We start from the raw sequence: 17,842 nt of genomic DNA on the forward strand, positions 1-17,842 counted from the left end.
ACACCACCGCCACCGCATCCGGACACACAGCCACCCGCGCCTCGAACAACTCATGCAGGCACACGTCCGGGAAATCCACCGACGTCGCGTTCCAGGCACTCATTTCCACGGGTACACCTCGTTCCGCATTGCCAGGAAACCCTCTTCGGCCGCCTTTCGGCGTTCCTCGGTGAAGTCGCGCCGACGGAAGTCCGGGCCGTGCCAGGGTGAAGGTGCCGGCGCGGTCCCGACCGGCACGGCGGGGTGCGATATGAAGCGGTCGGCTACGTCTATCAGCAGGTCGAAGGCGAGTTGGAACGAGCGTGCCTTGCATTCCCAGATGGAAGCGGAAGCGAAAGGATCCGCGACTCGGGAGGCCTGGATGATCGGCCCGGTGTCGACCCCCTCGTCCACGTAGTGGACGGTTGCCCCGAGGGATGCACGGAACCGCTCAATGTCCCTTTCGGCGCCGACGTTCTCGATGGCGAAGGTGCCGCGGGCGTGCGGGAGAACCGCGGAATGCGAATTCAGTACGGCTGAGGCGGATTTCATCCACCATGGGGCAAGCATGCGGTCCAGGAAAACGAAGATGAGCGGCTTCTCGTCCGCCGCGACGGTGCTCAGCCAGGAGGCAGCGCGCGGGCCGTTGATCTGGGGACCCAGCCAGACGTGGTCCTCTCGAAAGTCGCCGTCGAGCGGCCCGAAGAGGCGTTCCATGGCGTCGTCGGTGGGCCCGTGGTCGAGCCAGCCGCTCGCGGGAGTGGAGTTGTCGACGGCGGAGGACCGGTCCGCGCGGACCGCGATCCCGCCGTATCCGGGACGATCGGCGAACGTCCTCTCCCAAGCGGCCCGGAGATGGGCAGCGTGATAGGTGGCCTCGGTCACCAGGAAAAAGCCAGCAGACATCAAGTCTCCACTTCGGCCGCGTCTGAGTACACAGATGTGCGAACGGTCACCCGAAATGCGAAAAACGGATTGCCGGAACGAGAAGGCGCGACGCGCCTGCGAAAGGGTGGATCAGACGGTTTCCGCGCGGGGGAACGGTCCTGATGTGCCGGATTCCTCGCGGTAACAGCGAGCGGGATGTCACGCTCGCCGCGGAACGGGGTGAACCCGCTAATGCCGGAAGAGAGACCTGGCAGCCATCACCGCACGAAGAGAACGCCCTTCGAGCGAACCGTACCGAGAACTGCACGCGACTCCCCCCGTCTGCGGCATCCGGCTCTGACGCCCGATACCCGAACAGCACTCGTCAAAGGCTCTGATCCGCCTCTGCGGGTGCTTCCAACGACAGACCCACAGGCACCGGCTACCCGTCGCACCCACGAGCCGAACCTATGAATTACTCACACCTATTCCGCAGCGGACAAGCGGCCAACTACCCCGGCACACGGGACAAATCATCAGTGCAGGATTCTCCGATGTACGGCGATTCCGGACAGCGGCAATGGTTGTGGGCGCGGATGGACCCGGTCCTGTCACGCGCCTCGTGGGGCCGGTGCGGAGAGGCGCGATAACTTCCGTGAGCTGAGGATGCGTCAGCGGTCGGTGCCCACCCGGCGCTTGCGTCGGCCCGCAGGCCTCGTTGAGTGTCCAGTCGGTGAGGTGGAGTCATGGGACTCCCTCGCCGTAGCCGGTAGGTGCCGACCGCGATCACCTGACGGGTGAACCGCCCCGACCGAGCGAGTATGAGCCCCTGAATTCGGGCACCGCCGAGCGAGCGGCACGTCACCATGTTCACGGGGGCGGTCCGTTGGTCTGCGCTTTGTGCGGCTGGGGCACCTAAGAGAGCATCTGATCAGTGTTCACGCTGATGTGAGTGGGATGTCCATTTCGATTCGCCAGGTTGGTGCGGATTCTCCGGTCAGTTCGCGGGACATTTTGTTAGCCATCGCCCAGTGGATCATCGCCCGCGATCTCTGGGGGAGGGCTTCGTAGTCCCGTGCCAGGCGGCGGTGCTGCATCAGCCAGCCGAAGGTCCGCTCGATCACCCACCGCTTGGGCAGAGGCTCGAACCCCTTCGTCCGCGGTCGCTGCACCACCTCGACATCGATGCCCAACCGGGCGCCGTGGTTGAAGATGCTGTTCTGGTAACCGCCGTCGGCCCAGACCTTGGTGACGCTGGGATGGGCCGCGGCCAGGTCGTCGAGCAGAAGCTTGCCGCCGGTGGTGTCGTGCACGTTCGCGGCGGTGACGAGGACGGCCAGCACCAGACCGAGCGTGTCCGTGATCAGATGGCGCTTGCGTCCTTTGATCTTCTTGCCGGCGTCGATGCCCTGACTGGCCTCGGCGACGTTTGCCGAGGTCTTCACGCTCTGCGCGTCGACCACCGCCGCGGTGGGCTCCCCACTGCGGCCATGGAATCGGCGGGTCTTGTCGCGTAACAGGTCGTGGACCTGCTGGGTGGTGCCGTCGGCTTCCCATTTCGCGTAATAGTCGTAGACGGTCTTGTAGGGCGGGAAGTCGTGCGGCAGGTACTCCCACGGGATGCCGGTGCGGTTGACGTAGAGGATCGCGTTGACGATCTCTCGCAAATCGTGCAGCCGGGCCGCCGTCCCGGGGCCTGTCCGGCTCGCCCGCCAAGCGGTGAAGACCGGTTCGATCAAGGCCCAGCGGGCGTCGGACACGTCACTGCGGTACGGACGACGAGCACTCACGCCTCATCCGACGACCGCCACCGACACCAGTCACAAAAACATCCCAGAACACCAACTACCTAGACCAGATGCCCTCTAAGCCCCAGCGGCAACCAACAGTGAGCTGCCTGCGCCCGGCCCCTAGCTACCCCAAGTGGGCCGCCGCCACCAGCGGGGGGTGGTGACCCGGGCCTCCGCCAGGACGGTGCGGTCGCCGGGTCGCGGTGCACCGGGACGTACAGGCCCCAGTCTGCGTCACCGGCCGTGAGCCAGCCTCCGGTCCACGGGGCATCGGCGATCGTGAATTCGCGACCGGCGAGCGGGCCGTCCAGGAGTCGGACGATCACAGCGGTACCTCCATCCGGCGGGACTCTCCCGCCTCACCCCTTGGTGGGGCTCGGCACGGGAAGGACAGCACCGGGACGCCGGCGACTTCCGTCCCGGCCTCCGCCGCCGGGCTGACGGCGGCGCGGCGCGGCGGCCCGGCCGACGCGCACGGGGCGGCGAACCCCACGCTCGTGCGTGCGGCGCTCGAAGCCGGCGGGGACGTGCCGGCCGAGGCCGAGGGGCCGGACTTCAGGAGCATGGTGCACGTGGCCGCCGCGATCTGCCTGGGAGCGCAGGAGGTCGGGGCGGACGCGCTGGCCGAGGGGCCGCCGGTGGACTGGGGGCTGCTCCAGCAGAACGCGGACATGGTGGCTCAGGTCCTGCGGGCGAGTGACGCTGAGCTGATGCGCGCACGAGAGGTGCTGGTCGGCCTGCGGATGTTCTACGGGCTGTACGTGCTGCACGGACTGCTCCTGCCGGACACCCCCGCGCAGGCCGCGCTACGGCAGCGGATCGACGAGTGGGGCATGTTCCCGTTCCTGGACCAGGTCATCGCCATCAACCCCTCCCCCAGGCAGTTCGCCGAGAACCCGGACACCTTCAGCATCCCCGGCGACGAGACGGGAGCCGTCGGCTTCGAGGAGAGGTGGATGCGCTCCATGGAGGAGCCGACGAAGGGCTGGCGCGGGGTGGGTGAAGATGCGGATGACGGCCCCGGTGGGTCTGTCTGAAGTTCTCGGCGTCCGCCAGGCACTGCCCGCCTGCCTCTGCGACGCCCTCACCTGACGTCGGGCCCACGACGACCACATCGCCCGTCCTGCCCGCTCGAATCACCCCTACCCGCCCTCAGAGGCTGGCGCGCCCACGCCGAGGCGCGGACTCCGGGGCAGTGACGGGGCTGGCCGCTGAAGGCCACGGCCCTGCGCGCCAGAAGGCATCACTCGTCGTCCATGATCGACCGGAGGTGTTCGGTGAATGCCTCGTCCTCTGCGACGTCCGGGGTGCGGATGTAGGTGCACACCAGGCACTGGCCGTACCCGACCCGGCCGAAGACAGGGGCAAGGCCCTCCACGCAGAACGTTTCGTGCCCGCAGACGGGGCAGGTGTCGAGGTCGCGTCCATCCGGGTTGCGCTTCGGGTGGTGGGCGTTGGGGTTGGCCACGTTCTCTGCGCGGCGCGCGGCTTCTTCCTCACCGATCCGTTCGAGGTACTCGGCAGCTCGTTTCTGGGAAGCCGCGTCCTGTGCCTGCGCGATCTGCTGGATCCGGTCCTGCTGTTCCTCTCCCATCGCTCCAAGGCTCCGGTGGCCGTCGAGGGCCAGCAGGGCCTCGATGTGGCGATGCTGCAGACCTCCGACACCGCGACCGTGACGGGCCGCCTGACTGGACTCGATCCCGTTCTGGAGCGTGCGCACATCAATGCGGGTGTGCGACGAGCGACGAGGTGCCTGGAAGAGCGAGTCCGTGTCGTCTTGCGGGATCTCCTGCATCGGGTGCTGGTCAGGAACAAGGACGACGCCGTCCGTAGCAGGGATGTGTTCCTCGATCACTTTGAGCAGCGTGCTGGCCGACTGGACTCGTCCGTTGCGATTCAACTCTTTGCCCGGCCACTCGGAAGCGACAATCGCAGCCAGTCCGTTGGACAGTGCCTGCTCGAAGACGCCCTCCCGGCCCGCCATGGACGGAGCAAAGGGGTCCTCGCCTGTTGGGGCAGGAACAGCGAAAGGGTCTGTTTGTTCCTCGGGGTCGGCGGCTACCGCGCCGTCTCGCCGTGTCTGGCGCAACTCCGCGGCCAGCACGACGGCACACCGGGCGAATTCTTCAGCTCTCTGCTTCCTCATGGACAGCATGGTGCCGTGCGCCATCCGACTCAGGTAGGCCACCTTCAGGGGGCGGAGCAGGCCCGTTCCCGGCGCCGAGCATCAGGTCGCCTCAAGCCACACGTCCGCGGTTGACGGACGCCTCCCGGCGGGATTGGCCGAAAGTGGCTGCACGAAGAGGATTGCCGTGCGTGTATAAGGGAGACATATTCAGTGATGCGCAAAGCGTGCAGCACTTGAAGTGAGATGAGGAATCAGCCTTGAGTCACGTTCTTCCGCTCGCCAACGGGCTGCGCACCGACCACCCGGTGCCGGGCCTGCCGTTCGTCGACGACTCCCACCTCCCGCTCGACGAGGGGCCGGAGGCCATCGAGGCCGTCGGCCGCAACAAGGGCGAGGGCATGTGGGGCCGCTTCGACAAGGACCGCTCCGACCAGAGCTGGCGGGCCTTCACCACCGATCCCCTCGACCACGCGCTCGGCTGGGCGGTGCGCTACCACCCCGAGCACGGCCGGACCGTACTGCTCGTGCGCGACGGCGAGACCTCCGGCCTGCACATGGAATGGGACGGCGAGGTGCTGCTGTTCCGCGCCGGCGGCTACTGGTGGAACGGCGAGACGTGGTTCCGGCCCGGCCAGGTCTGGGACCCCGTCGCGCAGGGCTACGAGCGTCGCAAGGCCCGCATGGCCGTCACCGTCACCGCCGTCGACCTGCTCGACGGCCGCGCCGACGCGGCCAGGGCGCACGTCGGCAAGGTGGCCTCCTTCGACCCGGACGCCGCCCGGCCGGACAACTGGCCCGACCACCTGGCGCGGTGGGCCGAGCACCACCAAGAGCAGCACGACGCCTTGCCGCTACAGCGGTGCGTGGTCGACGTCTCCTGCCCCGAGCTGACCGGGGCGCAGCTCATCGGCGCCCCGGAGATGGCGGAGCTCGGCGGCATCAGCGCCTCGACCCTGCGCGCCTACATCTCGCGCGGCAACAGCGAGGTTCCGCGCCCGCAGGCCGTCGTCGGCGGCCGTGACCAGTGGGCCCGCGCGGTGGCCGACGACTGGGTGGAGGCCCGCAAGCGCTCCTACACGGGCGTCGGGGAGGCGATGTCCGCCGGCGACCGCGACGCCCTCTCGCCGGGCGCGGCAGAGGTGCGCGACCGGTTCGCCGCCGACTTCCAGCACGCGCTGTTCGACCGGCCCGACGTGCGCAAGCGGTGGGTGCTGCGCCACCGCAACAAGGAGTCCGTCACCCAGATCGCGGGCGAGCTCGCCTGGTCGGTGGCGGCGGCCCTCGACCAGATCGTCCCCACCGAGCACCTCGGGCGCACCGTGCGGGCCGCGGTACTGCACGACTTCGCCGAGACCGTCGAGATGTTCGCCGGCACCGAGGACGGCCGCACGGACGCCGAACAGTCCCCGAAGTGGTGGCACTTCAACCTGACACCGTCGGTGGGCAAGGTGCTCGACTGGTACATCCGGTGCTTCCCCGGCGAGGCGTACGCCACGATCGGGGAGATTCAACGCCAGGTCCACGCGACGTGGCAGGCCCCGGCGGCGGACACGCTGGCCGCGCTGCGCTCGGCGCTGTCGCTCGACGGCGAGCTGACCGAGCAGCAGCGCGAGACGTACTTCGCGCTGCTCGAACCGCACACGGACACCGACTGACCGTCCGCGTCGCCGGGTGAGGGGGGCAGGAGCCAATGCCAGTGGCTCCGGCCCCTGTCGCATGGACTGTAACCGCAGCCACGCCCCGGGCTCGCCCTCGTCCGGGCGGCGTTCCACAGGAGCCGCCCGGCTCCTGTTCCGCACGGGATGTGCCGGCAGCAGGCGGAGTTCGTTCATAGGGTGGTGACGTGGGAGACCTTGAGACTGTGCGGGCGGCATTGCGCGCCAACGATCCGACGGCGCTGCTGGAGTTGCCGGAGGGGCAGTGGCTGGACGCCAAGAAGATGCCATACGAGCTGCGTGAGCCTGGTGCGGTCGAGGAGCTCGCCAAGGACGTCGCGGCGTTCGCCAACGGAGGCGGCGGCATCATCGTCGCCGGGATCGCCACGCGTCTTGAAGGAGGCGGAGAGATCCTGGACAAGGTCCACTCCGTCGAGCGGCCGTCCGTCGATCTCGACCAGTGGCGCAAGCTGATCCGCGAGCACATCACCCCGGCCCCGCGGCGGACGAGCGTGGAATGGTCCGACGACGGTCAGGGCGCGTGCGTGGTCTACATCGACGTCCCCGCGCAGGATCCCGGCTGCCTGTTCGTGGTGGCCGCGCCGAACGGCAGGCAAGGCAAGCCCCGTGCGGACACCGTCGCGGTGCCCGTGCGTGAGGCGGATGGCACGCACTGGCTGCCGCGCACCGAGCTCCAGCGGCTTCTGTCGAACGCCGTCGTTGCTTCGGGCATGCCCACAGCACAGGCCCTCGCCGAGCTTCTGCGCGAGGCCGTGACCAGGGCGCGGCCACAGTCCCCTGCGGGGCCGCAGGTCGGGCAGGGGCTGCCCAGTCGGCAGCAGGAGATGCGCGAGGCTTACGAGCAGCTCCGCGACGCGGGGCTGGGCCGGCCGCTCGGCGAGGCGTACGTCCACGACAGCGCTGCAATGCAGGAGTTCGCAGGCGAAGAGGGCAAGGCTGGGTGGGTGCTGTGTGCGGTGGAGGGCCGGGCGCCGGTCGCGATGGCCCAGCCTGTGTGGCAGGCCATCAGGGCCGCCGGGCGGGACGGTGCGGGCAGCGACCCGCTCGACCTGGTCGGCTTTCCCGTTGCGGGCGCTGACCGCGGCGACGGGCCGTGGGTGGTGCCGCCGGATGCCATGCGTGTCGATCTCGACGGCGGCAGGTGGGGGCCGGGCCGGCTCGTAGGCTCCGGGCGAGGTGAGTGGCGGTGGGAGCCCGCCGAGCGGTTCGGCTTCGCCCTGTCCCGGAGCTCCCGCAACTGGACGGCGCAGCAGCCGGCTCCGCAGCTGCGCCTGCGGGCACTCGTGACATGGCCCTGGGCGGACGGAGCCGACCTGCAGGTCACGCCGGGCCGGCGCCGGGACCTCGAGCGGGCTCTGCCCTACAGCGCACTGGCAGGTGCGGTGACCCTCCTGTCCCGGCGCCGGGACGCCGAACTCCCCGCCGGGCGTTGGGACGCGGGTGCCTGGCGCAACACCCCCACCGCCGTGAGCTATTCCAGCTCCATCCTCGCGCCGGGCGAGCGCCGGGCCCTGTCGGCGGCGGCCATGCTGGCGGTGCAGGACGGCACCGTGGTGACGTGTGCCGACGTCCTCCTGGAGGAGGCCGCCGCCTGGGCTGCCGTGCTCCCGGACAGCGCGAGCACCCAGCTGGGCCTCGATGAGGTGCAGGCGCTGCTGCTCGCCGCTTGGGAGACCGCCGCTGAGCTGTTGCCCGACGCGGTCGCGGACCCGGCCCGGATGCGGTGGTGCGCACCGCCCACCACGGAGCTGTGGCTGAGCGCTGAAGGCGCCCACGATCGGCCCTCGCCCGGCCTGGGGGCGCTGATCGATCTGGAGGCCCTGGGCCCCGGGGCGGACGGCATCCGGCCGGAGATGGCCATCACGATCGCTGGATCGCCCACCATGCAGCGCCAGAAGCGCAAGGCCGTCCTGCGCCGGGCACTGGTGCACATGGCACAGCACTTCGGCCACGTGTGGGCGGAGGAAGAGAGGCTGTAGGGGCGGGCGGGGGGCGTGGTGTCGTCCTCCTGTCCGGCGGCGCGCCGTGCGCGGTGCTTGTCGGTAGGGCCGGGGCCCCCGTGCGACCCGGGTGGCCACCGGGCTGCCTGCGCGTCAGGGAGCAGTCCCTGCCCCAGTCACCGCGGCCATTGCACCAAGCTGGCCACAGGACGCCAGCGCGGCCTACCGGGCCCGCTACGACGAAGCCGGATTCCTGCTTCCCTCCGAGGCCCCGCAGCCTGCCCCCGAACCGGCATACGCCGACCGGGCCGAGGACATCCGTGCCATGGCCGAACGGCTCCTGGACAGCCAGGCCGAGCGCTCCCGCCCCGCGCGCCCGCCGCGCCGCCCCCGCCGCGGCAACCGCAGCAGCAGACCTCGCCACCGCCCACGCCAGGCCAGGGCCTGCGGTAGCACGGGGCCGCCCGGCGCCGCCGGCCTGGGCTGGGCTGGATGGGCGCATGCTCGGCGCGGGGTTCACCGGGACGGCCCCCTCCGTGTGCCACGAACGGCGGCGCCGGTGCGGCGGCCGACCTGCCCAGAAGCACCGGCCGCGCCCTGACCTGCGGTTCGTTTGCGCAGGTCAGGGCACATGACAACGGTATTCACCGCCGCGTTGCCCGATGCCTCCCGCCCGTAGTTGACTGTGGTCCCGGGCGGAACACAGGAGGGCGGTCATTGCCATGGGGGCCGGTCACGACCACGGGCACGCACACGCACACGGCGCCGCCGGCACGGCGACGGCGCGGCACCGCGGCACCCTGCGCACAGCCCTGTGCATCACGCTGACCGTGATGGCGGTGGAGATCGTCGGCGGGGTGCTCGCGGACTCCCTCGCGCTGATCGCGGACGCCGCCCACATGGCGACGGACGCGCTCGGCCTCGGCATGGCGCTGCTCGCGATCCACTTCGCCAGCCGCCCGCCGAGCGACTCGCGCACCTTCGGCTACGCCCGCGCCGAGATCCTCGCCGCGCTCGCCAACTGCCTGCTGCTGCTCGGCGTCGGCGGCTACGTCCTGTACGAGGCCCTCCAGCGGTTCTTCACGCCCGAGGGCGCGCACGGCGGCCTGATGATCGTCTTCGGTCTGTTCGGCCTGGCGGCGAACTCGGTCTCGCTGACGCTGCTGATGCGCGGCCGGCAGGACAGTCTGAACGTCCGCGGCGCGTTCCTGGAGGTGGCCGCGGACGCGCTCGGCTCGCTGGCGGTGATGATCTCGGCGGCGGTGATCCTGCTCACCGGCTGGCGGGCCGCCGACCCGATCGCCTCCCTCGCCATCGCGCTGCTGATCGTGCCGCGCACCCTGAAGCTGCTGCGCGAGACGCTGGACGTGCTGCTGGAGGCGGCCCCGAAGAACGTCGACATGGCCGAGGTGCGGGCGCACATCCTCGCCCTGGACGGCGTCGAGGACGTGCACGACCTGCACGCCTGGACGATCACCTCCGGGCTTCCGGTGCTGTCCGCGCACGTGGTCGTCACCTCCGAGGTGCTCGGCGCGGTGGGCAACGAGAAGCTGCTGCACGAACTCCAGGGGTGTCTGGGCGACCACTTCGACGTGGAGCACTGCACGTTCCAGTTGGAGCCGGGCGGGCACGCCGAGCACGAGGCGCGCCTCTGCCACTGAGCCCGCGCCCGGGGCGCGGCCGCCTCCGCGGGCACAGTCGGCGGCCGGGACATGCGGGCGCCGGGTAGTGCCCGGAGTGCCGCTTTCGTGCGGCAGACTTGGGGCCCGAGGACCGATGCGAAGGATGGGTATGCCGATCACACCTGCCACCGCGGCGCACAGCTCGTCGAACGGGACCGCGGACGCGATCCTGCTGGAACTCGTCGACGAGGACGGCGTGACGATCGGCACAGCGGAGAAGCTGGCCGCCCACCAGCCGCCGGGGCGGCTGCACCGCGCCTTCTCGGTGTTCCTCTTCGACGCGCACGGCCGGCTGCTCCTCCAGCGGCGGGCGGCGGGCAAGTACCACTCCCCCGGTGTCTGGTCGAACACCTGCTGCGGGCACCCCTACCCCGGTGAGGCGCCTTTCGCGGCGGCGGCCCGGCGGACCTACGAGGAGCTGGACGTCTCGCCGTCCCTGCTGGCCGAGGCGGGCACGGTCCGCTACAACCACCCGGACCCCGCCTCGGGCCTGGTGGAGCAGGAGTACAACCACCTCTTCGTCGGCCTGGTGCAGTCGTCGCCGCGCCCGGACCCGCGGGAGGTCGGCGAGACGGCGTTCGTGTCGGCGGCGGAGCTGGCGGAGCGGCACGCCCGGGACCCGTTCTCGGCCTGGTTCATGACCGTGCTGGACGCGGCGCGCCCGGCGATCAGGGAGCTGACCGGCCCGGCGGGCTGGTGACCGGCCCCGCGGGCTGCTGACCGGCGGCCGCCGGGAGCGGCCGGTTCAGAAGGCGGGCTTGAGCGGCAGGGCGGCCCAGATCACCTTGCCGCCGCTCGCGGTGTGCGCCACCTCGCAGACCCCGCCCGCCTCCCGGGCGATCTCGCGGACCAGCAGCAGGCCGCGGCCGCCGGTGCGCCCGTGATCCGTCTCCAGCGCGGTCGGCCGGTAGGGGTGGTCGTCCTCGACCGACACCTGCAGCCACTCGGCGCCGACCGCGATCTCGACGGCCAGCGTCGGGGAGAGCACGGCCGCGTGCCGTACGGCGTTGGTGACCAGCTCGGACACGATGAGCAGCAGTCCGTGGACCAGATCGTCCGGGACCGGCACGCCCTGGCGGCGCAGCAGGTCCCGCACGGCGTGCCGGGCCTGCGGCACGGAGGCGTCGACGGCGGGCGCGGTGAAGCGCCAGACCTCCTCGTACGGCGGCGGATCCGGAGGAGCGGCGGCCGCGAGGGGCTCCGCGCACCCCGTCGGACGCGAGCCGTCGCCGCGCCCGTGGCCGTCCATCGTCCAGTCGCCGCCCTCGCGCTCGGTTGTCACCACACCACGAGTGTTCGCGCCGCGGGGCTCCGATCCGCGCACTGACCGCAAGTGACCTGGATTCCGGCGCTTTCCGGCTGTTTCCTTGTGCCTTCGCCCCGCGCAGGACCGCTTCCGCCCGGTCCGGACCCGCTTCGGCCCTCGCCCGGGACCGCCCGGTCCGCGGAAGGCCGCACGGGGCGCCGCAGGCGGCCGGTCCCCGGACCCGACCCGCCGGGCGGCGCGGCCGGGCGGATACCATCCGGCGCATGGAGCCGCAGTTGTCGCACCGGGTCGCCGACTCGGTCGCCACCGTCGTCATCCGTCACCCGGCGAAGCGCAACGCCATGACGGCCGCGATGTGGCGGGCGCTGCCGCCCCTGCTCGACACGCTGGCCGCGGACCGCTCGGTTCGGGTCCTCGTGCTGACCGGCGAGGGCGGCGCCTTCTGCGCGGGCGCGGACATCTCCACCCTCCAGGGATCGCCGCAGGAGGCGCAGGGGCTGGCGGTGGCGGCCGAGGAGGCGCTCGCCGCCTTCCCCAAGCCGACGCTGGCCGCCGTGCGGGGGCACTGCGTCGGCGGGGGCTGCCAGCTCGCGGCGGCCTGCGATCTGCGGCTGGCCGAGGAGGGGGCGCTGTTCGGGGTGACGCCCGCCCGGCTCGGCATCGTCTATCCGGCCTCCTCCACCCGGCGGCTGGTGTCGCTGGTCGGGCCGTCCGCCGCCAAGTACCTGCTGTTCTCCGGCGAGCTGATCGACACCGAGCGGGCGCTGCGCACCGGCCTCGTCGACGAGGCGCTGCCCGCGGGCGGCCTGGACGGGCGGGTGGCCGAGCTGGCCCGGATCCTGGTCTCCCGCTCCCAGCTCACCCAGGCCGCGGCGAAGGAGTTCGCGGGCGGCCGGACCGACCGGGACGCCCACTGGGCCGCGCAGGCGGCGGGCAGCGGCGACACCGCCGAGGGCGTCGCCGCGTTCCTGGAGCGCCGGCCGGCCCGATTCACCTGGAGCGCGCCCGCGTCGCCTAGCTCATGACGAAGCGGCTGGCGGAGCGGAGCCGGTCGACGACCTGCTCGGGGGCCTTCGCGGGAGAGCCGGCGTCGTAGGGCGGCTGCGGGTCGTACTCGGTGAGCAACTGGACGGCCTGGGCCTCTTCGTCTCCCGCGATGGCCCCGAGCAGCGTCAGGCCCATGTCGATGCCGGAGGAGACGCCCGCCGCGGTGACGTACTTGCCGTCCGTCACCACCCGCTGACCCGTCGGCTCGGCCCCGAAGCGCCGCAACTGCTCCAGCGTGAGCCAGTGCGAGGTGGCGCGCCGCCCCTGGAGCAGACCGGCGGCGGCCAGCAGCAGGGAGCCGGTGCACACCGACGTGGTCCAGGTCGTCGTGGCGTCGGCCGCGCGCAGCCAGTCCAGCAGGACGGTGTTCTCCATCTGCGCGATCTGGCCGGGGCCGCCGGGCACCACCGTGATGTCCGGCGACGGCACGTCGGCGAGCGTCCGGTCGGCGGTGAGCGCCAGCCTCCCGGTGTCCGCCCGCACGGGTCCGGTCCGCTCGGCGACGAACACGGTGTCCGCGCCGGGCAGCCGGCCCAGGGTCTCGTAGGGACCGACGGCGTCGAGGGCGGTGAAGCGGTCGTAGAGGACGATGGCGATCTGCATGACGGGTCCTTCCGTTCGGACGAGACTGCATGGGAGGGGCGGGCGAGGGCGGCGGACGGAACCGGCGGCGGTACTCGACCGGGGACGCGCTGAGCGCCCTGGCGCACGCGCGTCGCATGGCCTCCGGGGCGCCGTGACCGCCGGCACGGGAGACCGTCTCGATGCCGTCGGCGGTGTCCTCCTAGATTCTCAGCCGCCCCGCGGAAGGCCGCAACGACGCGCTTCCCGCGTTTCCTGCCGTGCGGCGGTGGGGGCGAGGACGCCGGTGCGGCGCCGCGCCGGGTCGTCCGCCCCGCCGGGGGCGCCGCCCTGTCCGCTGGTTGGGGGCTTCGCCTGCCACAATTGCCGCGCACCCCGAAGTGGAGAAGGCGGTACGGCAACGTGACGACACCCGGGTCCCTCGGAGCAGGGTCCATCGAAGGCAGGATCGCCGAAGAGCTCGGCGTACGGGAGCGGCAGGTAAAGGCCGCCGTGGAACTGCTCGACGGCGGTTCGACGGTGCCCTTCATCGCCCGCTACCGCAAGGAAGCGACCGAGATGCTCGACGACGCGCAACTGCGCACGCTCGAGGAGCGGCTGCGGTATCTGCGGGAGCTGGAGGACCGGCGGGCGGCGATCCTGGAGTCGGTGCGCGAGCAGGGCAAGCTCACCGACGAGTTGGAGGCGCGGATCCGGGGCGCGGAGACCAAGGCCCGCCTGGAGGACGTCTACCTGCCGTACAAGCAGAAGCGGCGCACCAAGGCGCAGATCGCGCGGGAGGCCGGCCTGGAGCCGCTGGCGGACGGCCTGCTGGGCGACCCGGGCGCCGAACCGCTCGCCGCGGCCGCCGCGTTCGTAGCGCCGGACAAGGGGGTGGCGCATGCGCAGGCCGCGCTGGACGGGGCGCGCGCGATCCTCACCGAGCGGTTCTCGGAGGACGCCGACCTGATCGGCGAGCTGCGTGAGCGCATGTGGGGGCGCGGGCGGCTGGTCGCGAAGGTCCGCGAGGGCAAGGAGGAGGCGGGCGCGAAGTTCGCCGACTACTTCGACTTCACGGAGCCGTTCACCCGGCTCCCCTCGCACCGGATCCTCGCGATGCTGCGCGGCGAGAAGGAGGAGGTCCTCGACCTCGTCCTGGAGCCCGAGGAGCCCACGGACGGTCCGTCCTCGTACGAGACGGCCGTGGCGCACCGCTTCGGCGTCGTCGACCGCGGCCGGCCCGCCGACGCCTGGCTGAAGGACACGGTCCGCTGGGCCTGGCGCACCCGGATCCTGGTGCATCTCGGCATCGACCTGCGGCTGCGGCTGCGCACGGCCGCCGAGGACGAGGCGGTGAACGTGTTCGCCGCCAACCTGCGCGACTTGCTGCTGGCCGCGCCGGCCGGCACCCGCGCGACGCTGGGCCTGGACCCCGGTTTCCGCACCGGCGTGAAGGTGGCCGTGGTCGACGCCACGGGCAAGGCGGTGGCCACCGACGTGATCCGTCCGCACGTCCCGGCCAACCGGTGGGACGAGGCGATCGAGACGCTGGCCCGGCTGGCGAAGGAGCACGCGGTCGACCTGGTCGCCGTCGGCAACGGCACGGCCTCCCGGGAGACCGACAAGCTCGCCGGTGAGCTGATCTCCCGCCACCCCGAGTTGCGGCTCACCAAAGTGATGGTGTCGGAGGCGGGCGCGTCGGTGTACTCGGCCTCGCCGTACGCCTCCCGGGAGTTCCCGGACATGGACGTGTCGCTGCGCGGCGCGGTGTCCATCGCGCGCCGGTTGCAGGACCCGCTGGCCGAACTGGTCAAGATCGACCCGAAGTCGATCGGGGTCGGGCAGTACCAGCACGACCTGTCCGAGGTGAAGCTGTCCCGCTCGCTCGACGCCGTGGTCGAGGACTGCGTGAACGGGGTGGGCGTCGACGTCAACACGGCTTCCGTGCCGCTGCTCGCCCGGGTCTCCGGCATCACGTCGGGGCTCGCGGAGAACATCGTGGCGCACCGGGACGCGAACGGGCCGTTCACCTCGCGCGTCCAGTTGAAGAAGGTCTCCCGGCTCGGTCCGAAGGCGTTCGAGCAGTGCGCGGGCTTCCTGCGCATCCGCGGCGGCGACGACCCGCTGGACGCGTCCAGCGTGCACCCCGAGGCGTATCCGGTGGTCCGGCGCATGGTGAAGACGACCGGCCAGGACGTGGCCGCGCTGATCGGCGACACCGCGGTGCTGCGCTCGCTGCGGCCGGGCGACTTCGTGGACGACGCCTTCGGTCTGCCGACGGTCACCGACATCCTCAAGGAGCTGGAGAAGCCGGGGCGCGACCCGCGGCCCGCGTTCAGGACGGCCGCCTTCAAGGAGGGCGTGGAGAGGATCTCCGACCTGGCCTCCGGGATGGTGCTGGAGGGCGTGGTGACGAACGTGGCCGCGTTCGGCGCGTTCGTGGACGTCGGCGTCCACCAGGACGGTCTGGTGCACGTGTCGGCGATGTCGCGGACGTTCGTCAAGGATCCGCGGGACGTGGTCAAGCCCGGCGACATCGTGCAGGTCAAGGTGCTGGACGTCGACATTCCGCGCAAGCGGATCTCGCTGACGCTGCGGCTGGAGGACGAGGCGGCGCCGCAGGAGCGGCAGAGCGGCGGCGGTGAGCGGGGCCGGCGCGGCGGACGGCCGCCGCAGCAGCGCCAGGGCCGAGGTGGCGGCGGTGGTGGCGGTGCGGGAGGAGCCGGCACCGGCGGTGCGCGTCCGGCCCCGGCGCCCGCGAACAGCGCGATGGCCGACGCCCTGCGCCGTGCGGGTCTGCTGGACACGGGCAACGGCCGCCGCTGACGGTCTCCGGCCTGCCGAGCGGGCCCGGACCCGCCGCTGTGCGCGGCGGGTCCGGGCCCGCTCGGTCGACGGGGACGCGCTGGGCCGGTTGGGCCTCAGCGCTGATGTGGGCCCGGACGGAGCGCGGAGTGGGGCCACTGGCCGTTGCCGGTCGCGGGACCGGGCGGGAAGGCGCCCGACGGCCGTCCCGTGCGCATCACCGCGTCCAGCTCCGTGCGTATGCTCGTGGCCGCGTCCCGCACGCGTGCGGGCACGTCGCCGCGCTCGGCGACGAGTTGGTGGTAGATCGGGGCGTCTTGGAACATGGGCAACCAGGCCTTTCGGTCGGGAATCTCGTTGCACCAGGCAACGGTTGCCGAGTGTAAAGCCCTGCCCGAAAAAAGCTGACGGCCGGTCCGGATGCCGGATCGGCCGTCAGGCTAACGCTCCGTCACTTTGCCGTCGGCGACGTCCAGATGGCGGTTGGTGCGCACCGCGCGGAGCATGCGCCGGTCGTGCGTGACCAGGAGCAGGGTGCCCTCGTAGGAGTCGAGGGCGGACTCCAACTGCTCGATGGCGGGCAGGTCGAGGTGGTTGGTGGGCTCGTCCAGGACCAGCAGGTTGACGCCCCGGCCCTGGAGCAGGGCGAGGGCGGCGCGGGTGCGTTCGCCCGGGGACAGGGTGGCCGCGGGACGCAGCACGTGGTCGCTCTTCAGCGCGAACTTGGCGAGCAGGGTGCGCACGTCGGCCGGTTCGCTGTCCGGCACGGCCGCGCGGAAGGCGTCCAGCAGGGTCTCGGGGCCGTGGAAGAGGCGGCGGGCCTGGTCGACCTCGCCGACCAGGACGCCGGCGCCGAGCGCCGCGTGGCCCGCGTCGAGCGGGACGCGGCCCAGCAGGGCGGCCAGCAGCGTGGACTTGCCCGCGCCGTTCGCGCCGGTGACCGCCACCCGGTCCGCCCAGTCGATCTGCGCGGACACCGGTCCGAGCACGAAGCCGGGACGGCGCACCTCGGCGTCGCGCAGGGTGGCGACGACCGCGCCGGAGCGCGGGGCGGCCGCGATCTCCATGCGCAGATCCCACTCCTTGCGGGGCTCCTCGACGACGTCCAGCCGCTCGATCATGCGCTGGGTCTGGCGGGCCTTCGCGGCCTGCTTCTCGCTGGCCTCGCTGCGGAACTTGCGGCCGATCTTGTCGTTGTCGTCGCCCGCCTTGCGCCGGGCGTTGCGCACGCCCTTGTCCATCCAGGCGCGCTGCGTCTGCGCCCGGTCCTGGAGGGCGGCCCGCTTGTCGGCGTACTCCTCGTAGTTCTCGCGGGCGTGCCGGCGGGACACCTCGCGCTCCTCCAGATAGGCCCCGTAGCCGCCGCCGTAGAGGGTGACCTGCCCCTGGGCGAGGTCGAGTTCGAGGACTTTCGTGACGGTGCGGACGAGGAACTCGCGGTCGTGGCTGACGACGACCGTGCCGGCGCGCAGGCCGGTGACGAAGCGTTCGAGGCGCTCCAGGCCGTCCAGGTCGAGGTCGTTGGTGGGCTCGTCGAGCAGGAAGACGTCGTAGCGGGACAGCAGCAGCGAGGCGAGGCCCGCGCGGGCGGCCTGGCCGCCGGACAGCGACGTCATGGGCCGGTCCAGGTCGACGGCCAGGCGGAGGGCGTCGGCGGTCTCCTCGGCGCGTTCGTCGAGGTCGGCGCCGCCGAGGGAGAGCCAGCGCTCCAGGGCGGTGGCGTAGGCGTCGTCCGCGCCGGGGGCGGAGTCGACGAGCGCCTGAGCGGCCTCGTCCATGGCGCGCTGGGCGTCGGCGACCCCGGTGCGGCGGGCCAGGAACTCCCGCACGGTCTCCCCCGGGCGCCGCTCCGGTTCCTGCGGCAGGTGCCCGACGGTCGCCGCGGGCGGGGAGAGGGAGAGTTCGCCCTGCTCCGGGGCGTTCAGCCCGGCGAGCAGCCGCAGCAGGGTGGACTTGCCCGCGCCGTTGGCGCCGACCAGCCCGATCACGTCCCCGGGCGCGACGACGAGGTCGAGTCCGGCGAACAGGGCGCGGTCGCCGTGTCCGGCGGCGAGGTTCTTGGCGACGAGGGTGGCAGTCATCTCGGGGCGATCCTAGCGG

General features: G+C 72.0%; 14 protein-coding genes. 7 read left to right on the plus strand and 7 right to left on the minus strand.

Translation table 11 applies throughout. The annotated features are described in order from the left end of the window. Positions 1 to 99 precede the first annotated feature (99 nt). Entirely contained in the window at positions 100 to 885 is a 786-nt protein-coding gene (locus ABZ861_RS06180; RefSeq protein ID WP_361624511.1) for a formyltransferase family protein, read from the minus strand. An 899-nt stretch (positions 886 to 1,784) separates the two neighbouring features. After that, on the minus strand, positions 1,785 to 2,636 hold the full coding sequence (locus tag ABZ861_RS06185) for an IS5 family transposase (RefSeq protein WP_361624514.1): 852 nt from the start codon (positions 2,634 to 2,636) through the stop codon (positions 1,785 to 1,787). Positions 2,637 to 3,133: 497 nt separating this feature from the next. Between ABZ861_RS06185 and ABZ861_RS06190 the strand changes: the two genes are divergently transcribed. Then, positions 3,134 to 3,673: a hypothetical protein gene (locus ABZ861_RS06190; RefSeq protein ID WP_361624517.1), complete on the plus strand. Its 540-nt coding sequence runs from the start codon at positions 3,134 to 3,136 to the stop codon at positions 3,671 to 3,673. Between the two features lie 206 nt (positions 3,674 to 3,879). Here ABZ861_RS06190 and ABZ861_RS06195 read toward each other — a convergent pair whose 3' ends face one another. Continuing rightward, complete coding sequence (locus ABZ861_RS06195) at positions 3,880 to 4,782, minus strand: hypothetical protein (protein ID WP_361624520.1); 903 nt, start codon at positions 4,780 to 4,782, stop codon at positions 3,880 to 3,882. 239 nt (positions 4,783 to 5,021) lie between these two features. Between ABZ861_RS06195 and ABZ861_RS06200 the strand changes: the two genes are divergently transcribed. From ABZ861_RS06200 to idi, 4 genes are all read left to right on the plus strand, one after another. Next, a complete protein-coding gene (locus ABZ861_RS06200) occupies positions 5,022 to 6,419 on the plus strand; it encodes a hypothetical protein (RefSeq protein ID WP_361624523.1) in 1,398 nt (465 codons plus the stop codon). 188 nt (positions 6,420 to 6,607) lie between these two features. Further along, positions 6,608 to 8,419 carry an RNA-binding domain-containing protein gene (locus ABZ861_RS06205; RefSeq protein ID WP_361624526.1) on the plus strand — a complete coding sequence of 604 codons (1,812 nt, stop codon included), beginning with the start codon at positions 6,608 to 6,610 and terminating at the stop codon, positions 8,417 to 8,419. A gap of 683 nt (positions 8,420 to 9,102) precedes the next feature. Beyond that, complete coding sequence (locus ABZ861_RS06210) at positions 9,103 to 10,041, plus strand: cation diffusion facilitator family transporter (protein WP_361624529.1); 939 nt, start codon at positions 9,103 to 9,105, stop codon at positions 10,039 to 10,041. Positions 10,042 to 10,171: 130 nt separating this feature from the next. Beyond that, positions 10,172 to 10,762, plus strand: coding sequence for an isopentenyl-diphosphate Delta-isomerase (idi, locus tag ABZ861_RS06215; protein ID WP_361624532.1), 591 nt, complete (start codon positions 10,172 to 10,174; stop codon positions 10,760 to 10,762). Between the two features lie 45 nt (positions 10,763 to 10,807). On the opposite strand, the gene ABZ861_RS06220 is transcribed toward idi, so the two are convergent. Then, positions 10,808 to 11,311 (minus strand): ATP-binding protein, encoded by a 504-nt coding sequence (locus tag ABZ861_RS06220; RefSeq protein WP_361625317.1) that lies wholly within the window; start codon positions 11,309 to 11,311, stop codon positions 10,808 to 10,810. 281 nt (positions 11,312 to 11,592) lie between these two features. Here ABZ861_RS06220 and ABZ861_RS06225 point away from each other — a divergent pair, with 281 nt between their 5' ends. After that, positions 11,593 to 12,354 carry an enoyl-CoA hydratase/isomerase family protein gene (locus ABZ861_RS06225; protein ID WP_361624535.1) on the plus strand — a complete coding sequence of 254 codons (762 nt, stop codon included), beginning with the start codon at positions 11,593 to 11,595 and terminating at the stop codon, positions 12,352 to 12,354. Here ABZ861_RS06225 and ABZ861_RS06230 read toward each other — a convergent pair. Beyond that, positions 12,344 to 12,979 (minus strand): DJ-1/PfpI family protein, encoded by a 636-nt coding sequence (locus ABZ861_RS06230; RefSeq protein ID WP_361624538.1) that lies wholly within the window; start codon positions 12,977 to 12,979, stop codon positions 12,344 to 12,346. The genes ABZ861_RS06225 and ABZ861_RS06230 overlap by 11 nt on opposite strands. 381 nt (positions 12,980 to 13,360) lie before the next feature. Between ABZ861_RS06230 and ABZ861_RS06235 the strand changes: the two genes are divergently transcribed. Continuing rightward, positions 13,361 to 15,763 carry a Tex family protein gene (locus ABZ861_RS06235; RefSeq protein WP_361624540.1) on the plus strand — a complete coding sequence of 801 codons (2,403 nt, stop codon included), beginning with the start codon at positions 13,361 to 13,363 and terminating at the stop codon, positions 15,761 to 15,763. A gap of 95 nt (positions 15,764 to 15,858) precedes the next feature. Here the strand turns inward: ABZ861_RS06235 and ABZ861_RS06240 are convergent, their stop codons facing one another. Together ABZ861_RS06240 and ABZ861_RS06245 are read right to left on the minus strand one after the other, a co-directional pair. Continuing rightward, positions 15,859 to 16,068 carry a hypothetical protein gene (locus ABZ861_RS06240; RefSeq protein WP_361624543.1) on the minus strand — a complete coding sequence of 70 codons (210 nt, stop codon included), beginning with the start codon at positions 16,066 to 16,068 and terminating at the stop codon, positions 15,859 to 15,861. Positions 16,069 to 16,182: 114 nt separating this feature from the next. Further along, positions 16,183 to 17,823: an ABC-F family ATP-binding cassette domain-containing protein gene (locus tag ABZ861_RS06245; RefSeq protein ID WP_361624546.1), complete on the minus strand. Its 1,641-nt coding sequence runs from the start codon at positions 17,821 to 17,823 to the stop codon at positions 16,183 to 16,185. Between the last annotated feature and the right edge of the window lie 19 nt (positions 17,824 to 17,842).

This window comes from Streptomyces sp. NPDC046985 (genome assembly GCF_040644415.1).
In the GTDB taxonomy this organism is placed as follows: domain Bacteria; phylum Actinomycetota; class Actinomycetes; order Streptomycetales; family Streptomycetaceae; genus Streptomyces.

What these genes read in the sequence shown, in the direction of transcription:
- ABZ861_RS06245 (WP_361624546.1), bottom strand. Translation starts at nt 17,823, where the DNA reads ATGACTGCCACCCTCGTCGCCAAGAACCTCGCCGCCGGACACGGCGAC.
- ABZ861_RS06220 (WP_361625317.1), bottom strand. Translation starts at nt 11,311, where the DNA reads ATGGACGGCCACGGGCGCGGCGACGGCTCGCGTCCGACGGGGTGCGCG.
- ABZ861_RS06180 (WP_361624511.1), bottom strand. Translation starts at nt 885, where the DNA reads ATGTCTGCTGGCTTTTTCCTGGTGACCGAGGCCACCTATCACGCTGCC.
- ABZ861_RS06225 (WP_361624535.1), top strand. Translation starts at nt 11,593, where the DNA reads ATGGAGCCGCAGTTGTCGCACCGGGTCGCCGACTCGGTCGCCACCGTC.
- idi (WP_361624532.1), top strand. Translation starts at nt 10,172, where the DNA reads ATGCCGATCACACCTGCCACCGCGGCGCACAGCTCGTCGAACGGGACC.
- ABZ861_RS06210 (WP_361624529.1), top strand. Translation starts at nt 9,103, where the DNA reads ATGGGGGCCGGTCACGACCACGGGCACGCACACGCACACGGCGCCGCC.
- ABZ861_RS06195 (WP_361624520.1), bottom strand. Translation starts at nt 4,782, where the DNA reads ATGAGGAAGCAGAGAGCTGAAGAATTCGCCCGGTGTGCCGTCGTGCTG.
- ABZ861_RS06240 (WP_361624543.1), bottom strand. Translation starts at nt 16,068, where the DNA reads ATGTTCCAAGACGCCCCGATCTACCACCAACTCGTCGCCGAGCGCGGC.
- ABZ861_RS06230 (WP_361624538.1), bottom strand. Translation starts at nt 12,979, where the DNA reads ATGCAGATCGCCATCGTCCTCTACGACCGCTTCACCGCCCTCGACGCC.